Consider the following 15,734-nt stretch of genomic DNA (forward strand, 5'->3'; position numbering starts at 1 on the left):
CCTAGAGGCCGAGCTTGGCCTTCACCATAGCGCTTACATCCTGGCTCTCTTCGCCGTACAGTAGCACCTGCTGGTCGAAGATGAACTGGTAGCCGTTCTCCTTAGCGACATCCTCGATGGCCTGGTTGATCTCGTTATAGATCGGCTCGAGTAGTTCGGCGCGCTTCTTCTGTAAGTCGGCCATCATGGTCTGCTCGAAGGTACCGATCTCTTCCTCGCGTACCTGGAGCTTAGCGGCGGCTTCCTGCTGCTGCTTGGGGCTCATGGTACCCTCCTGCGCCTGCGCCTGTAGGGCCTGGTAGTCAGTCTGGAAGGTCTGTACCATCGCCTGTCCTTTCTTCTGGAGCTGCTTCTGCAGGCCTTCCAGGTTCGATTCGGCGGCCTTCATGGCGGGCAGTTCGGCCAGGATCTCCGCGGAGTTCACGTAACCGAATTTCTGTGCGGTGGCGGTAGCCGTGGCTGCGATCAGTAGGATAGCAACGAAGGCGAGTTTGAAGATTTTCATAATAAGAGGTAATTCAATTTGGGGAAATATGTGAGCGGGGGGGGCGTAGTTTGGTAGTTCTGTGGTTCTGTAAGCGGTCGTCGGAGGCGGCTTTGCGTATGCACGTGACGCCTTCACTGACGGTCTACAAAACTATGAGACTACAGCACTACGGCACTAATTCTTCAGGCTACGCAGGATCTCATCCGTCTTGTCGTATGCATCGGTACTGAAGATGATGCCCGCGCTACCCGCCCGGTCGAAGATGAAGTCGTAATTGTTCTGATTGGCGTAGGCTTCGACGGCCTCGTAGATTGCATCCTGAATGGGCTTGACCAGCTCATTCCTACGCTGGAACAGGGCACCGTCGGGACCGAAGCGCTCCTTCTGCATTTCGCGCATCTTGGTTTCGCGGTCGATGATGGCCTGCTCGGAGGCCAGCCGCTGGTCGTCGCTCATCAGTACCTGCTCGGCCTGATGCTTGTTGTACATGCCCTTGATGGCATCCTGCTCCTGGCTGATCTCCTGCTGCCAGGTGGCGGCCAGTTGATCGAGCTGCTCCTGAGCTTCCTGGTATTCGGTGATGCTGCTGAGGATACGCTCCATGTCAATGGAGGCGATCTTCTGGGCGGACAGGGTGGTGCCGAAGCCAGCAAAGGCTAAAACGGCGATCATCAAATAGTTACGCAGACGCATGGCACTTGATTTTGGGTGGCAAAAGTACAGAGGAGCGAGCCACTCTGCTATACTATAGACGTACAAGTACCGACGAAGTTACTCCCTTGAGGAAGGTTTAACCCTTCCTACACCGGCCTAACTCACTATTTATCAGTTCATTACATCCGCATTCCTGCGTCCGCGCCCGCTTGCTTTTAACGCCACCTTAACGGGGCATTAGGAGCGCCCACGGCGCGAGCGGGTCTTCTTCTCGACCTTTTCCTCGCCGTGGATCTTGAGTACCTCCACCAGCGACATGTCGATGCGGCGGCGCTCCAGGTTGACGTCCTCGATCTTTACGCGGACCAGGTCGCCCATCTTGAGCTTCTTGCCCGACTTCTTACCCACGATGCTGAGCTTGCCGGCACTGAGGTCGTAGGGCTCGTCCATCTTGTCGAAGGAGATCATGCCCTCCACGAAGCTTTCGGTGAGCTCGATGAACACTCCGAAATCGGCCAGTCCGTTGATCACACCGGTGAATTCCTCCCCGATATTGTCGAGCATGAACTCGGTCTGCTTGTACTTGATGCTCTCGCGCTCGGCGGTGACGGCCTTGCGCTCCTGGCTGCTGATGTGCTTGCAGGTCTCCTCGAGCTTCTCGGCGTTGGCCTTGAAGAGGCTGCCCTTTTCGAGGTTCTGGGCGAGCAAGCGGTGCACCAACACGTCGGCGTAGCGGCGAATGGGACTCGTAAAGTGACTGTAGTTCTCGAAGCCTAGTCCGTAGTGCCCGATGTTCTCGGTGGTGTAGACGGCCTTGGACATCGTGCGGATCGCGATCGGCGACAGCATCTTGACCATGGGGTCTTCCTCGGCCTTCGCGAGCAGGGCGTTGTAGCTCTTGCTTACCGTCTGCGGCGAGCTCAGGTCCATCTCGTAGCCCAGGGCGGCGGCGAACTTGGCCAGCTCGGCGACTTTCTCCATGTCCGGCTCGTCGTGTACGCGGTACACGAAGGGGATGATGGTCTTGAGCCGCTCCTGCTTCTTCTTGATGAAGCCGGCGACCTCGCGGTTGGCCAGCAGCATGAAGTCCTCGATGAGCATATTGGTGTCGATCCGCTCCTTGACGTAGACGGACAGCGGCTTGCCATCGTCGTCAAGCTTGAAGCGCACCTCGTTGCTGTTGAAGTCGATGCTGCCCTCCTTGAAGCGGCGCTTGCGCAGCTTATCGGCGATACGGTCCATGATGTCGAGCTCGTCGACGAAGTCGCCCTCCCCCGTATTCAGTACCTCCTGGGCATCCTCGTAGGTGAAGCGGCGGTCGGAGTGGATCACGGTGCGGCCGAACCAGCGGTCCGTCACCTTGAAGGTCTTGGGGTGAAACTTGAACACGGCGCTGAAGGTCAGCTTGTCTTCGTGCGGCCGCAGGCTACACAGTTCATTACTGATGCGCTCGGGCAGCATGGGGCAGACGCGGTCGACCAGGTAGACGCTCGTCGTGCGGTCGGCGGCCTCGGCGTCCAGGGCACTGCCGGGTTTGACGTAGTGGCTCACGTCGGCGATGTGCACACCGATCTCGATCTGCCCATCGTCCAGGTACTGGATACTGAGCGCATCGTCGAAGTCCTTGGCGGTCAGGGGGTCGATCGTGAAGGTAGTCACCTCGCGCATGTCGCGGCGGATGTTGATCTCCTGGGGGGTGATCTCACCGGGCAGGGCCTCGCTTTCGGCCAGCACGTCTTCGGGGAAGGTGATCTGGAAGCCGTTGTTGATCAGGATGGACTGCATCTCGATGTCGCTCGAGCCGGGCGTACCGAGTACGGCGGTGATCTTGCCGCTGATCTGTCCGTAGCGGTTGACCTCCCAGTCGGTGATCTCTACGACGACCTTTTCGCCATCCTTGGCACCGATGAGTTCGGCCCGGTGTACGGCCACGCTGAGCGTCTTGCCGCCGGGGCCGTCGACGTTCACCTCGGCGTACTTGTCGTGGATCTTGAGGCTACCGACGAAGTGGGTCACGCTATGCTCCAGCACTTCGGCCACTTCGCCCTCGGGCTTGCGGCGGCCGCCGGGGGTCCAGAAGCGGACCTTCACCTTATCGCCGTCCTGGGCATTGTTCATGCGCTGGGCGGGTACGTAGATGTCGTTGGCCTCGCCGTCCATGATGACGTAGGCGGCACCGCTGCGGGTCATATCCACGCGGCCCTCGGCGTAGTCGTTGGAGCGCTTACCGCCCTTGCTGCCACCGCCGCCGCCGTCGCTACCGTTGCGTTGCGACCCGGCATACTGGTAGCGGAAGTCACCGTTGACCTTGACCTTGCCGGTGCTGACGAGCTTGTCGAGCGCGGCCTGCACGCTGTCCTTGCTGTTCTTGACCTTGAGTTTGCGTTGGAGTTGCTTGGGGTTGAGTTGCTTGCGGGCGTTGGCCTTAAACTCCTGATAGATGGCGCGCTCCAAATCGCGGGCCTTGAGCTTACCGCTCGTAGTTATATTCTTAGCCATGTAGGGGAAACAAATACAGCCGCCCCCGTTGGGCGACCGGTGCGCAGACGTGGCGCAGCGTAATCTAATATTGTCAATTCGTCCTGAGAACGAAGGACTTAGGGCAAAAGTTCTTCGGGGCGCGCGCGCAGGTGCAGGGAAAGCGCTGTAACACGCAAACAGCCAAGGTGACGGAAATCGAGTCCCTGAGAACCGGCTGTGAGGTCGGGGGTTATCTTCGCAGCCTTGTTTCACCGCACCCCGATAGCTAGCCCTAACGCTTTATGACCCCTATTCTGATTATCGGTGCCGGTCCGGCCGGCTGCGCTACCGCCCTGCGGCTTTCCTACTCGGGTATACCGAGCGTGCTGGTGGACAAGGCCACCTTCCCCCGCGACAAGGTCTGCGGCGATGCGATCTCCGGCAAGGTCCCTACCCTGCTCAACCGCCTGGACCCGGCCATTATGGACCGCTTCCGCCAGCGCTTCACGCCGGCCGATGTATGGGGGATCCGGTTTTACCCACCCAGCAAGAAACTCATCGAGCTACCCTTTAAGGTGGGCTACGAACGGGTACCGGACGAGGCTCCGGGCTACGTCAGCAAGCGGATCGACTTCGACGCCTTCCTCATCGAGGAGGTACAGCGGCGGGCGGACATAGACCTGCAACTGGGCACCGAGATCGTAGCTACGGTACGCAACGAGGACGGCTACTTCATCAAGGCCAAGGATGGTCAGGAGTGGCAGTGCCGCTTGCTCATCGACGCCAGCGGGGCGCAGAGTAAGTTCAGTCGCCACGAGGCGGGGCAGGAGATCGACAAGGACCACTACGCTGCCGCCGTACGCAGCTACTACCGGGGCGTGACCGGCTTTCACCCCGACAACTTCATCGAGCTACACTTTTTGGAGCAGTACAATCCGGGCTACTTCTGGGTGTTCCCCCTGCCCAACGGGGAGGCCAACGTGGGGCTGGGCATGCGCTCCGACATCGTAACCAAGAAAAAACTCAATCTGCGCAAGGAGCTCGACAAAATCATCGCCTCGGAGGAGTTCCGCGACCGCTTTGCGAACGCCGAGCAGATCGACCCCACGGTGGGCTACGGCCTCCCCCTGGGCTCGAAGGACCGTCACCTGAGCGGCGACCACTACCTGCTGACGGGCGATGCCGGTCACCTGATCGACCCCCTGACCGGCGAGGGCATCGGCAACGCCACGTACTCGGGCTTCATCGCCGCCGAGCTGGCCGAGCAGTGCCTCAAGGAAAACCGCTTCGACGCCAAGTTCCTGGCGGCTTACGACGTGCGCATCGAGCGGGTGCTGCGTACGGAGCTGCGCCTGAGCTACCGGCTGCAGCAGATCATGCAGCACAAGTGGATCACCAACTTCCTCACCGGCATCGTGGCGGCGAATCCTAAGCTGGTCGAACTGCTCTGTCGGATGTACACCGATTTCGAACTGCGCAAGCAACTGGTGCGGCCGACTTTCTGGTGGAAACTGTTCCGCGCCAAGTCGGGCAAGCTGCCCGCCACGGTCACGGAAAAGTGAAGCATTTGTTAAAACGCAAAATTTTTGAGTCTGTATGTAACAAATGCGATTGTCGTGGGGTTATCCAAGCAGTTGATTAAGTTTCATATATACTAGTGAGTGTAAAGTGAGCCTCCGACCCCAATTTGGGAGTACGGAGGTTCTTTTTTTGGGTCTGTCCCCCAAAACTGATTTTTGGTTCCTCCCGGTTCGTGGCTTCCAGCCGCGGCACTCACCCCGCCTCAACACCCGGAACCAACACACCCTCCACCCCCATACCGAAGAGCGCAAAATCGTAGCGGGTAGGATCCTGCGCATCGTACTGCTTGAGATTTTCCGTCAGTTCCAGGACGGCCTGCCAGTCGCACTGCTTGCGGGTCAGCAGGCCGAAGGCGCGGGCCGTGCGCTCCACATGCACGTCGACCGGGATACAGAGCTGATCGGGGCGGATGCCCGTCCACTGCCCCAGGTCTACCCCCCGGCCGTCGTCGCGCACCATCCAGCGCAGGAACATACAGAGCCGCTTGCAGCGCGACTTGCGGGCCGGCGTAGCTACGTGCTTGCGGGTCCGCTGCGGCGCATCCGGCAGACTGAAGAACAGCTCATGGAAACCGCGCAGGGCCGGCTCGATACTACTATCGTCCGCCGTGAGGTGCTGCGTAAAGGCCTGCTCCAGACTATCGTGGCGCGTATAGAACCACTGCAGCCACTGCAGGAAGTAGGTGGTATCGGCAAAGGTAAAGGTGCGGTGCTTCCAATCTCCGAGCTCGCGGCTGATGGTCTCGGCGCAGTTGCCGTGCTGCATCACGAAGTCGTACGGTGCCCCGCCCATCCGCTCGATCAGTTGCTGCCCCTTATCGATGATCGTGGCCCGGCGGCCCCAGGCCAGCATGGCGACCCAGAAGGCTACGATCTCGCGGTCGCGGGGGTCGTCAAAGGCATGCACCAGCCCGATGGGATCGTCGGGTACGAAGGCCGGCCGGTTGAAGCGGTCGTGGTAGTGATCTAGCAGGGCGTGGGTATCGGGATGGGGCACGGGCTGAATACTCCTTAAGAGGGCGGATAGTTGCCCCTACCAGCTACCGGTGAGCCGCAGGTAGTCCTGCACGACTTCCAGCGCCGCCGCCCGCGCCTCGTCTTCCGCGAAGCGCTCTTCCTTTCCCGTCTGTAGTCCGCGTTGCAGCTCGAGTACTTCCGTGCGGGTCAGGACTTGACCGTCCAACCGTAGCTCGGCACGGTCCTCCAGCCAATGCTCGACCAGCAGCAGATCGCCGCCTCCCTCCAGGGCGTCGTGGCGGTAGCTTTCTATGCCTTCGTCCAGGGTAGCGGACTGGTAGTCCCGACTGCGGATGTTCTGAAAGTACAGGTGGTCCGGCGCACTCACGTAGGCATCACCGCGGGCGGCGCGGCGGTCGCGGGTGGCTCCGTCGCAGGCGGCGAGCAGCAGGCAAAAACAGCAGAGGGACAGTATGCGCATGGGGGCAAAAAACGCGTGAGGCAGTATAATGGTGGAGCACGGCAATGGTTCGCTCCGGGGTATGGGGGCCGTCGCGTACCTTGGGCCCCCGCCCCCTACCCCTATGCGCTGGATTCCTGCCCTTCTTTCCGGATTACTGCTTGCCGCCTGGCTGCTGCTGGGCAGTGTGAGTGGACTCTTCGGTCTCCCGCTGCCCGCGCTCGGTGCCTTTTTCAACCCCGCCCGGGGCTTCTGGCAGAATACGGGCGAGGGCATGCGGACCGAGCAGCTTGACTTCCACCTGGAGAACCCAGTAGCCCGCGGTGAAATCCACTTCGACGACCGCGGGGTGCCCCACATCATCGCCGGCAGCCTGGAGAGCGCCTGCTTCCTGCAGGGCTACGCCAATGCCTACGACCGCCTGTGGCAGATGGACATCAGTACCCGGTCTACGGAGGGGGCGCTGGCGCAGGTGCTGGGCCCGTCCATGGTGGCACGTGATCTGCTGCAAGTGCGCCGGGGATTCCGCGAGATGGCCCGGCGCAGCATCGATACCATGCGCCAGCACTTCCCGGAAGACCTTGCCGCCCTGCAGGCCTACGCCGACGGTGTCAACGCTTACGTAGATCAGCTGGCACCGGCCGACTACCCCATCGAGTACAAGCTGCTCGGCCACACGCCGCTGCGCTGGTCTCCCTACCGCACGGCCCTGCTCATGAAGGGGATGTCGGCCGGACTGAGCGGACGGTACTACGACGCGGCAGCCACCAAAACCCGGGCCGCCCTGCCGCCGGAAGAATTTCGGGAACTGTTCCCCGAGCGGTTTCCGCGCAACAGTCCGGTGGTGCCCGATGCGGGTAGCCGGGTCAGTCAACTGTCTATCCTCCCCGATTTCACCGCCTGGTTGCCTACCATCGCACCGGCGAGCGCGCCCGCTGCCGTATCCGCTGAGCCGACAGCCTATACCCTGATGCCGCCCGACCCCGACAACGGCAGCAACAACTGGGCCGTGGCCCCCGCCCGCACGAACACCCGGGCCCCGCTGCTGGCCAGCGATCCCCACCTGAGCCTCAGCTTTCCGAGCGTGTGGTACGAGGCGCAGATCACCTTTCCGGGCTGCAATGCCCGTGGCGTGGGACTGGCCGGCGCACCCGGCCTGATGATGGGCTTCAACGACTACGTAGCCTGGGGTGAGACCAACGTAGGCCACGATGTGACCGACTGGTACCGCATCCGGTGGACGGACACGGCCCGCACGGCCTACCTGCTCGACGGGCGGGAAGTGACCACCGACTTCATCGCCGACACCGTGCGGATCAAGGGGGAGGACGAGCTGGTGGTGCGGACGCCCTGGACCTACTTTGGTCCCGTGCCGGAAACGGAAGGTCCCTACGCCGAACTGGCCATGCGCTGGCTGGCGCAGGACGAGCCCGGCCGGACCGTACGCCCCCATACGACGGTTATGACCTTCCTGGACCTGATGCAGGCGCGCAACTACACCGACTATGTGGATGCGCTGCGGGGCTACGTTGATCCGGCGCAGAACTTCGCCTTTGCCGCGCGGGATGGCGACATTGCGATCCGGCCTAACGGCTTCTTCCCCCTGCGGGCGCCCGGGGAGGGACGCTACATCCGCGAGGGAGACAGTAGCAAGCACAACTGGCAGGGTACTATTCCCTTTGCCGAGCGGCCGGTCCACTACAATCCGGTTCGGGGCTACGTCAGCTCGGCCAATCAGGAAACTACCGGGCCTGGCTACCCCTACTACTACCTCGGGGGCTTCGATGAGTACCGGGGGCGCTACATCAACCGGGTGCTCGACCGGCAGCCCACCATGAACCAGCGCCGCATGAAGGAGCTGCAGCTCGACGACTACAGCCTGCTCGGCGAAGAGCTGGCCCCCATCCTGCTGGCCCGCCTGGACCGCACACAGCTGGACGGAGACGAGCGCCGCGTGCTGCGCCTACTGTCGGAATGGGACTACCGCTTCACGGGGGAAAGCCGGGGGGCCACGCTGTTCGACCGCTTTTACCGACGGCTGTATGCGCTGACTTTTGACGAGTTTCCGGCAGATAGTGGTCTGCTGCGGATAGAGAACTGGAAGTGGAACGACCTGCTCCGCGAACAGCCTACCCATCCGGTCTTCGATATCGTGGCGACGGACTTTCGGGAGACGGCTGCTACCCTCACCCAGCGGGTGTTCGACGAGCTGCTGGAGGAGCTGGACGGCGCGCTCCCCCCCAGCTGGGCGGAGGAGCGGGATGCGCACATCGATCACCTGGGAAAGATCCCGGGCTTTGGCTCACCGCTGATCACTACGGGGGGTGCGCGGTCTACCCCCCGCGTGGTGGGCGACAACTTCGGCGGCAGCTGGCGGATGGTCATCGAGTTGGGGGCGGAGCCGCGGGGCTGGGGGGCCTTACCGGGCGGGGCATCGGGCAATCCCGGCAGCCGCTATTACGACAACGGCTTTCAGGAGTGGAACGAGGGGCGCTACCACGAGCTGACGCGGTGGTCGAAGCCCGTGGACCCCATTGGCAGTTGGATCTTTGAATAAGCACTATGTACCGACTCTTTCTCTTGCTATCCGTGATGCTAGTCTGCGTAGCCAGTCTGCTTGTCGGGGCAGCCTGGTACATGCCGGCAGTGGGTGCGCTGATTCTGGCCTTCCTGTTTCCGGTATGGCGGCGCGGTGGCTTCTGGTTTGCGTTCCTGGCGGCAGCCATGGTGTGGGGGGCGTACGCGGGCTACCTGCATGTGATCACGGAGGGGCGGCTGGGCGACCGGCTGGCGGTGACCTTCGGCGTGCCGACGGGTTGGGTACTGGTGGGGGTGACGGCACTCTGGGGCGGCCTCACGGCGGGGCTGGGGGGCTTGCTGGGGGCGTCGGTACGGGTGGCTTGGCGCGGGGGTAAAAAGTAAAGTTGTTTCTTGGGGGATGCTGCTCGCTCCGCTCCCCGGGAGCTTAACCACGGATCGACACAGATTATCGCACGGATCAAAACACGGATTAGTCTATGAATACTACTACTGTACGGCACCCGGAGGATGGGGGCAGCATCTTCGGTCACCGGCCGGGACTCTTCGTACTCTTCTTTACGGAGATGTGGGAGCGCTTCAGTTATTATGGGATGCGGGTGCTGCTGGTAGTGTTCCTCGTAGACGTAGCCTTCGGAGATCAACCCTGGGATCGTGCGGATGCCCTGGCGCTCTACGGCATTTACACCGGGCTGGTCTACTTCACGCCGATGATCGGAGGCATCATTGCCGACCGCCTACTGGGCTACCGTAAGGCTGTAGTGCTAGGCGCCTTCATCATGACACTGGGGCATGCTGCTATGGCCTTTGAGACGTCTGGCTTGTTCTATACGGGTCTGGGTCTGCTGATCATCGGTAACGGACTATTTAAGCCCAATATCTCGTCCATCGTGGGCCAGCTCTACGAAAAGGATACCGAGCGTAAGGACGGGGCGTACACCATCTTTTACATGGGCATCAATGCCGGGGCGTTCCTGGGTATCCTGCTGTGTAGCTACTACGGAGAAAACCCTAACTACGGTTACGGTTATGGCTTTGGTCTGGCCGGGATCTTTATGTTCATCGGCCTCGTACAGTTCTGGTTTGCCCAGGATATCTTCGGTGATATCGGACTCTCACCAGGAGAGGCTGATAGGCGCAACCAGGCGAAAACGGCGACCACCGAAGCCGTGGCCGTAGAGCCGGAGGGCTTCATCGTGGATGCATCCATGGAGCCGCTTGACAGTCGGTCTGCAGCGGGAGAGGACTTCACTCCTTCGGTAGGCGGTGACGAAGACGGCAAACGGGCCCTGGTCTGGGGCCTCATCGGACTGGCGATCATGGGGATCGTGTACTATTTGCTGGCCACATATACCGAAGCCAAGCCGAACGCGCTGCAGACCTTCAGTAAAGAATTTATGCCACCCATCATCCTGGGTTCGGTGATCGCCTTCGTGGGCTGGATCGTGACCGATAAGTCGCTCACCAAGGTAGAGCTCGAACGGGTATGGTCGATCATCGTATTCAGCTTTTTCATCGTCTTTTTCTGGTGGGCCTTCGAGCAGGCCGGCGGGTCGATGACCATCTTCGCACGGGACTACACAGCGCGTACCTTGACTGGAGATGGTGCTACTGTATTCCGTATCGCAAACACTTTGATCACCGTAATTCCCGTACTGGTACTCACCTACGTACTCCTACGGCTATTCGGTATCACCTTCAAGCGGTACACCGTGGCCAACCTTGTGCTAGCGATTGCCTTCGTGATCATCTGGATCCTGATCGGCATCATGCTGTACGAGCAGTTTACGGAGTCTGCCCCCGAGGTACCCGCCGGTTGGTTCCAGATCTTTAATAGCCTGTTTATCATCTGTTTCGCCCCGGCCTTCGCCAGTCTATGGGAGCGTAAAATTTCCTTCCTGCGCCGCGGACCGGTCAAGTTTGCCCTGGGTCTGATTCTTGTAGGAATAGGTTTTGCCATCCTCGCGGTGGGCTCACTGAGCATCCCGGATGGCGCTAAGACGGCTAGTGTAAGCATGTTCTGGCTCATTGCCGCTTACCTCTTCCACACGCTGGGCGAGCTCTGCGTGTCTCCCGTGGGCCTGAGCTACGTTTCCAAGCTCGCCCCCGTTCGCCTGGTGGGATTGATGTTTGGCATTTTCTTCGTGGCCAACTTCATTGCCAACTTCGCGGCCGGACTGACGGGCTCCTACATCGACCCCATCGCCGAGCAGATCGGTCTGAGTGGCTTCTTCGGCATCTTTGCCGCGGTGCCGATCGTAGCGGGTATCGTCTTCGTACTGATTTCCGGCTGGATGAAAAAGATGATGCATGGCATCGAATAGGTGGTACTCCCGACTGCAGACCGTCTTCTACGCCGTGCTCCTGGCCCAGCTGATCTTTGCCGTGGTGGTGTGGTTCCTCATTCGCGGACAGCCCGTGCGCTACTTCGTGGATGCGGATACGGACATCTACGTGGTGACGGGCTACGCAGTCTGCATGGTCGGAGGGGCGTGGTTTATCGATCAATTCAGGGCCCGCACCATGACCCGGCAAAAGGGCGTCCGCAACCGGGCTACGAGCAGCTACCGGGCTACGGTATACATCCGCTTGGCTATTCTGGTCAGTGCGACCTTGTTGCTTACCATGATCGCGCTGCTGACCGCCAACTTCGAGCCCCTGGCCCTGGTGGTGCTGATGCTGGCGGCCTTTTACTGGTTCCGGCCGCGGGCGGGGGAGTTTGCTGAACGGTATAGTTAGACCGCCTTCGGCGGGGTAGACTGCTTTCAGCAGATTAGACCGCTTTCAGCGGGTTAGATCGCCTTCGGCTCGTTAAGTAGGCGTGGAAGGTATGACAGCTCCGTGTTTAACCCTATCACACATATCCCTGCCCGTGCTGCTCCTCCACTCGACTCCGCAGCGCCTTGATCTCCTGTTCGCGGTTGCGGGGGTAGACGAGTAGTACGTCGCCTTCATCAATGACGAGCAGATCGTCTACGCCGCCTACAACGACCAGCTTACCCTTGGGGGCGCGGATGAAGCTGTTGTGGGTATCTTCCAGGACGACCTGACCGGTGAGGACGTTGCCGTCCTTATCCTTATCGCTTTCGTGGTACAAGGCACCCCAGGCACCGAGATCCGACCAGCCGAACTGGGCCGGGATGGTGTAGATGTTGGTAGCGCTTTCCATGATGGCGTAGTCGACCGAGATACTGGGCGTCTGCGGGTAGAACTCATCGATGAAGGACTGCTCCTCGTCGGTATTGTAGTAGTTCAGGCCCTGGCTCAGGAGGGCGTAGATCTCGGGGGCGTAGCGTTCGTAGGCGTCTAAGATGGTCTTGGCGCGCCAGATGAAGATACCGGCGTTCCAGAGGTAGTCGCCCGACTTAAGGAAGCCCTTGGCGGTGGGCAGGTCGGGCTTCTCGGCGAAGCGCTTGACGCGGTAGACGTCGTCGGTCGCGGTCTGCTCGTCCAGGAACTGAATGTAGCCGTAGCCGGTGTGGGGCGCATCGGGGGAGATGCCCAGGGTGAGCAGGGCATCGTTCTCGGCCGTGAAGCGCAGGGCCTTGTTGATGTTAGCGGCGAAGAGCGTATCGTTGACGATGAGCGCATCGCTGGGGGCGATCACGAAGTTGGCCTCCGGATCGATACCGTGCAGTTTGAAGGCGGTGTAGGCTACCGAGGGGGCGGTGTTGTTGCGACTGGGCTCACAGAGGATCTGCTGGTCGGTGATCTCGGGCAGATGATCCTTGACGAGCTGCTTGTACTTGTCGTTGGTGACGATGAAGATCTTATCGGCCGTAGTGAGTTTCAGGAAGCGGTCGAAGGTCATGCGCAGGAGGCTGCGGCCGTCCCCGGCAATATCCAGGAACTGTTTGGGCTTGTCTTCCCGGCTGGCGGGCCAGAAGCGGGAGCCGACGCCACCGGCCATTATGGCTACGTAGGTATGTTCGTTCATGGAGGTAGTACCGCCGGTGGGGGGAAATGTTTGCGCGTTGCGGTGGTTGCGGAGGCAGCCTCCCGGCTGCGCGGTCCGCAGCTACCTCCGGTAGCGCGTGGCTGTTACGCTACCCGTAGATCAATAAAGCCCCTTTGTAGCTCGGGTGCCCAGTAGTTGCCGTACCAGTTTACGGCATCATCCGTCAGTCCGGCCTTCACCGGGTTGTTCAGTACGTACCAGAACACCCGCTCGAACTTCCCGTGCCGAACAGTGCGGCAGTACTCTTTTTCCGCCCAGACCCGCCGACCCGGACTTGCGTGCAAACGATTCAATCGGGTAGCTGTAAATTTCTTGTGATCGCGCAATACCTCGCTCAGTGGAATGCGTGCTGTTCTAACGTCACTCTTTAAGATCACGTGGACATGATTGCTCATGACACTGATAGCGTAGATAGTCAAGTTACGCTGTTCGGCGATAAAGCGCCAGGAGTCAATGATGACCCTTTTAGCCCTATTACCTGCTAAGTAGCGCGGTCCCTTAGTAGGATGATCGAGTAAGCGATCGAATGCTATGTAGTATTCCCGCTCCGTCTCCGTAAGTAGCTCCTTGTGCTGTACGCGGGCCCCCCGATTCACGGCGCGGGTTGATCGGTTGAACTTCTTATTTAGCTCCGCCTTGCGAAGTTTCAGCTTAGTGTGTAGTTGACTAAGTGGCAGGTTGGGAATACTTCCATATAGACGGTAGGTGAGGTGAGTAGGAGTAGAGGGGATAAACTCTGTTCGCATAGTAGGTAGTAGTCTGGAGCATAAACATACAGATAGTTTTTATTTTTATTCAAACAAACTTTTTGTTTCCTCGCTACCGGAGGTAGCTGCGTACTGCGCAGCCGGGAGGCTGCATCGTACACCGTACTTTGCACAGCGGTGACTGAATCCGACCTGATCGAGCGCTTCCGGCGCAACCCTACCCCCGCGCAGCTACTGCCCGTCTACGAGCGGTACGCGGAGCGCATTTACGGCTGGTGCCTGCGCTACTTGGGTACGCCGGAGCGGGCGGAGGACGCGGGTGCGGAGCTATTTCCCGTCCTGCTACGGAAGCTGCCGAAGCACGAGGTCACTAATTTCGGGTCCTGGTTACAGTCTGTGGTGCGCAACCACTGTCTGATGCAGCTGCGCCGGGAGCAGCGCGACCCCCTGGCGCTGACGGCGGCGGAAGACGCAGGTATGCAATCTGCGAATCTGCAGCATCTATCCCAGGAACCCACTCCCGATACCCGCCCCCTTCACCACTGCATGAAACAACTGAGCGAAGACCAGCGCCGCTGCATTCATCTGTTCTACCTGCGGGAAGGACACAGCTACCAGTCGGTGGCCGCAGAGCTGCATCTAAGTGTAGGGCAGGTGCGTTCTCACCTGCAGAACGGACGGCGTACCTTGAAACTGTGCCTGGAAGCATACGCCGCCCCTAAAACCGATCCCCGTGCCCACTGACGACACCCGTAGCGACTACCTGCTGCGCCGCTGGATCAGCGGGGCCCTCACCGCGCCGGAAGAAGCTGAACTGGAACGGCGGGCCACCACCGAGCCCGGCCTGCAGGACGCACTGGACGGACTACGGACAGCCCCCGAAGCGGATCACCAGGCGCGCATCACCCGCATGCTGGAACGGGCCGAATCAGGCGTGCGGACCAGCCGCCGCAGCATCTCCCGCTACACCACCTTCGCCATCGCGGCAAGCATCGCCATGCTACTGGGCGTATCGGTCTGGCTGCTCCCGGACTACTTTGCGGCCGAAGCAGAAGCCGAGATCGCCATGGACCGCCGCGCGCCAGTTACCCCCGCACCTGCGCTCCCCGCCCGTGAGGAAGCGAGCCCTAGCTCAGCCCCGGTAGCGGCGGAATCGGAACCAGAACCAGAACCGGAGCCGGAGCAGCCTGCTACCTACGCGGAACGTGCACCGGAACGGGAAGAAAGGGAAGAAATCATGGAAGATGCGGCCGCTGCTGCTCCCGCCGCCGCACCGCCTACCCGGAGCGTGCGCCCGCTGAGTGTACCACCGCCCCGGGCTGCCGCGCCCAGTAGTACGATCGTACTGACCCCGCCCGTGATCGGTGAGGTTACGGACGAGTACGGTACCCCCATCGCCGGGGCCGAGGTGCTGCGGATCGGTCAAGCCCTCGGCACGCGTACGGATAGTAATGGCGTGTTCCAGTTGACGCAGGACCAAGCCCTGGATCAACTCCTCGTACGGGCCGCCGGCTACGAGGACGAGACGGTGCAGGTATTCGACGCCGACGAGCGGCTGCAAATCAGCCTGAGCCCCGTAGCCTCCCGGGCGCGGGCGGATGTCTTTGCACAAAACTCGGCGCGCACCGAAGTCGGTATCGAACCCCTGCGGGAGGAACAAAGCCGGGCCCTGCCCGTAGAAGGGTACCGGGAACTGCGGCAGCGCATCGAAGCCGAGCGGCCGCAGACGGTGCCGGCGGGGAAGGTACGGGTGAGCTTCCTGGTGCAGCCCGATGGAGAGCTGACCGACTTCCGCTTCCGCGGCCAGCCCGACCGGGCAACGATGGATTATGTGGGTACTGCCCTGGTCGAATCCTCCACCTGGCGGGTCGTGCCCACAACTAAGCGCCCCGTGCGGGTTTACTTTACCTTACGTTTTGACTAAGCGATACGA

14 protein-coding genes are annotated in these 15,734 nt (G+C 60.8%); 7 read left to right on the plus strand and 7 right to left on the minus strand.

Annotated elements, in window-relative coordinates:
* Position 1 precedes the first annotated feature (1 nt).
* From MJQ68_RS16205 to rnr, 3 genes are all read right to left on the minus strand, one after another.
* Positions 2-505, minus strand: coding sequence for an OmpH family outer membrane protein (locus tag MJQ68_RS16205; protein WP_238752204.1), 504 nt, complete (start codon positions 503-505; stop codon positions 2-4).
* 156 nt (positions 506-661) lie between these two features.
* Entirely contained in the window at positions 662-1,180 is a 519-nt protein-coding gene (locus MJQ68_RS16210) for an OmpH family outer membrane protein (protein WP_238752205.1), read from the minus strand.
* 198 nt (positions 1,181-1,378) lie between these two features.
* The gene (gene rnr, locus MJQ68_RS16215; RefSeq protein ID WP_238752206.1) at positions 1,379-3,640 is read right to left on the minus strand and encodes a ribonuclease R; all 2,262 of its coding nucleotides are present in this window, start codon (positions 3,638-3,640) and stop codon (positions 1,379-1,381) included.
* A 263-nt stretch (positions 3,641-3,903) separates the two neighbouring features.
* Here rnr and MJQ68_RS16220 point away from each other — a divergent pair, with 263 nt between their 5' ends.
* Positions 3,904-5,163 carry an NAD(P)/FAD-dependent oxidoreductase gene (locus MJQ68_RS16220; protein WP_238752207.1) on the plus strand — a complete coding sequence of 420 codons (1,260 nt, stop codon included), beginning with the start codon at positions 3,904-3,906 and terminating at the stop codon, positions 5,161-5,163.
* 211 nt (positions 5,164-5,374) lie between these two features.
* Here MJQ68_RS16220 and MJQ68_RS16225 read toward each other — a convergent pair whose 3' ends face one another.
* Together MJQ68_RS16225 and MJQ68_RS16230 are read right to left on the minus strand one after the other, a co-directional pair.
* Complete coding sequence (locus tag MJQ68_RS16225; RefSeq protein ID WP_238752208.1) at positions 5,375-6,178, minus strand: TIGR02757 family protein; 804 nt, start codon at positions 6,176-6,178, stop codon at positions 5,375-5,377.
* A 36-nt stretch (positions 6,179-6,214) separates the two neighbouring features.
* Positions 6,215-6,619 carry a hypothetical protein gene (locus MJQ68_RS16230; RefSeq protein ID WP_238752209.1) on the minus strand — a complete coding sequence of 135 codons (405 nt, stop codon included), beginning with the start codon at positions 6,617-6,619 and terminating at the stop codon, positions 6,215-6,217.
* A 103-nt stretch (positions 6,620-6,722) separates the two neighbouring features.
* Here MJQ68_RS16230 and MJQ68_RS16235 point away from each other — a divergent pair, with 103 nt between their 5' ends.
* The 4 genes from MJQ68_RS16235 (at position 6,723) to MJQ68_RS16250 (ending at position 11,875) form a co-directional block, all read left to right on the plus strand.
* Entirely contained in the window at positions 6,723-9,155 is a 2,433-nt protein-coding gene (locus tag MJQ68_RS16235; protein ID WP_238752210.1) for a penicillin acylase family protein, read from the plus strand.
* 5 nt (positions 9,156-9,160) lie between these two features.
* Complete coding sequence (locus MJQ68_RS16240; protein WP_238752211.1) at positions 9,161-9,520, plus strand: hypothetical protein; 360 nt, start codon at positions 9,161-9,163, stop codon at positions 9,518-9,520.
* A 95-nt stretch (positions 9,521-9,615) separates the two neighbouring features.
* The gene (locus MJQ68_RS16245; RefSeq protein ID WP_238752212.1) at positions 9,616-11,460 is read left to right on the plus strand and encodes a peptide MFS transporter; all 1,845 of its coding nucleotides are present in this window, start codon (positions 9,616-9,618) and stop codon (positions 11,458-11,460) included.
* On the plus strand, positions 11,447-11,875 hold the full coding sequence (locus tag MJQ68_RS16250) for a hypothetical protein (protein WP_238752213.1): 429 nt from the start codon (positions 11,447-11,449) through the stop codon (positions 11,873-11,875). Before MJQ68_RS16245 ends, MJQ68_RS16250 begins: the two co-directional genes overlap by 14 nt.
* A 115-nt stretch (positions 11,876-11,990) precedes the next feature.
* On the opposite strand, the gene MJQ68_RS16255 is transcribed toward MJQ68_RS16250, so the two are convergent.
* On the minus strand, positions 11,991-13,073 hold the full coding sequence (locus tag MJQ68_RS16255) for a mannose-1-phosphate guanylyltransferase (protein WP_238752214.1): 1,083 nt from the start codon (positions 13,071-13,073) through the stop codon (positions 11,991-11,993).
* A gap of 104 nt (positions 13,074-13,177) precedes the next feature.
* Complete coding sequence (locus MJQ68_RS16260) at positions 13,178-13,840, minus strand: transposase (protein ID WP_238752215.1); 663 nt, start codon at positions 13,838-13,840, stop codon at positions 13,178-13,180.
* Between the two features lie 138 nt (positions 13,841-13,978).
* On the opposite strand from MJQ68_RS16260, the gene MJQ68_RS16265 reads away from it, so the two are divergent.
* Positions 13,979-14,545 (plus strand): RNA polymerase sigma factor, encoded by a 567-nt coding sequence (locus MJQ68_RS16265; RefSeq protein WP_238752216.1) that lies wholly within the window; start codon positions 13,979-13,981, stop codon positions 14,543-14,545.
* Positions 14,535-15,725 (plus strand): carboxypeptidase regulatory-like domain-containing protein, encoded by a 1,191-nt coding sequence (locus MJQ68_RS16270; protein ID WP_238752217.1) that lies wholly within the window; start codon positions 14,535-14,537, stop codon positions 15,723-15,725. The genes MJQ68_RS16265 and MJQ68_RS16270 overlap by 11 nt, the downstream gene beginning before the upstream one ends.
* Positions 15,726-15,734 lie beyond the last annotated feature (9 nt).

The organism is Neolewinella maritima, from assembly GCF_923081025.1.
Lineage (GTDB): Bacteria > Bacteroidota > Bacteroidia > Chitinophagales > Saprospiraceae > Neolewinella > Neolewinella maritima.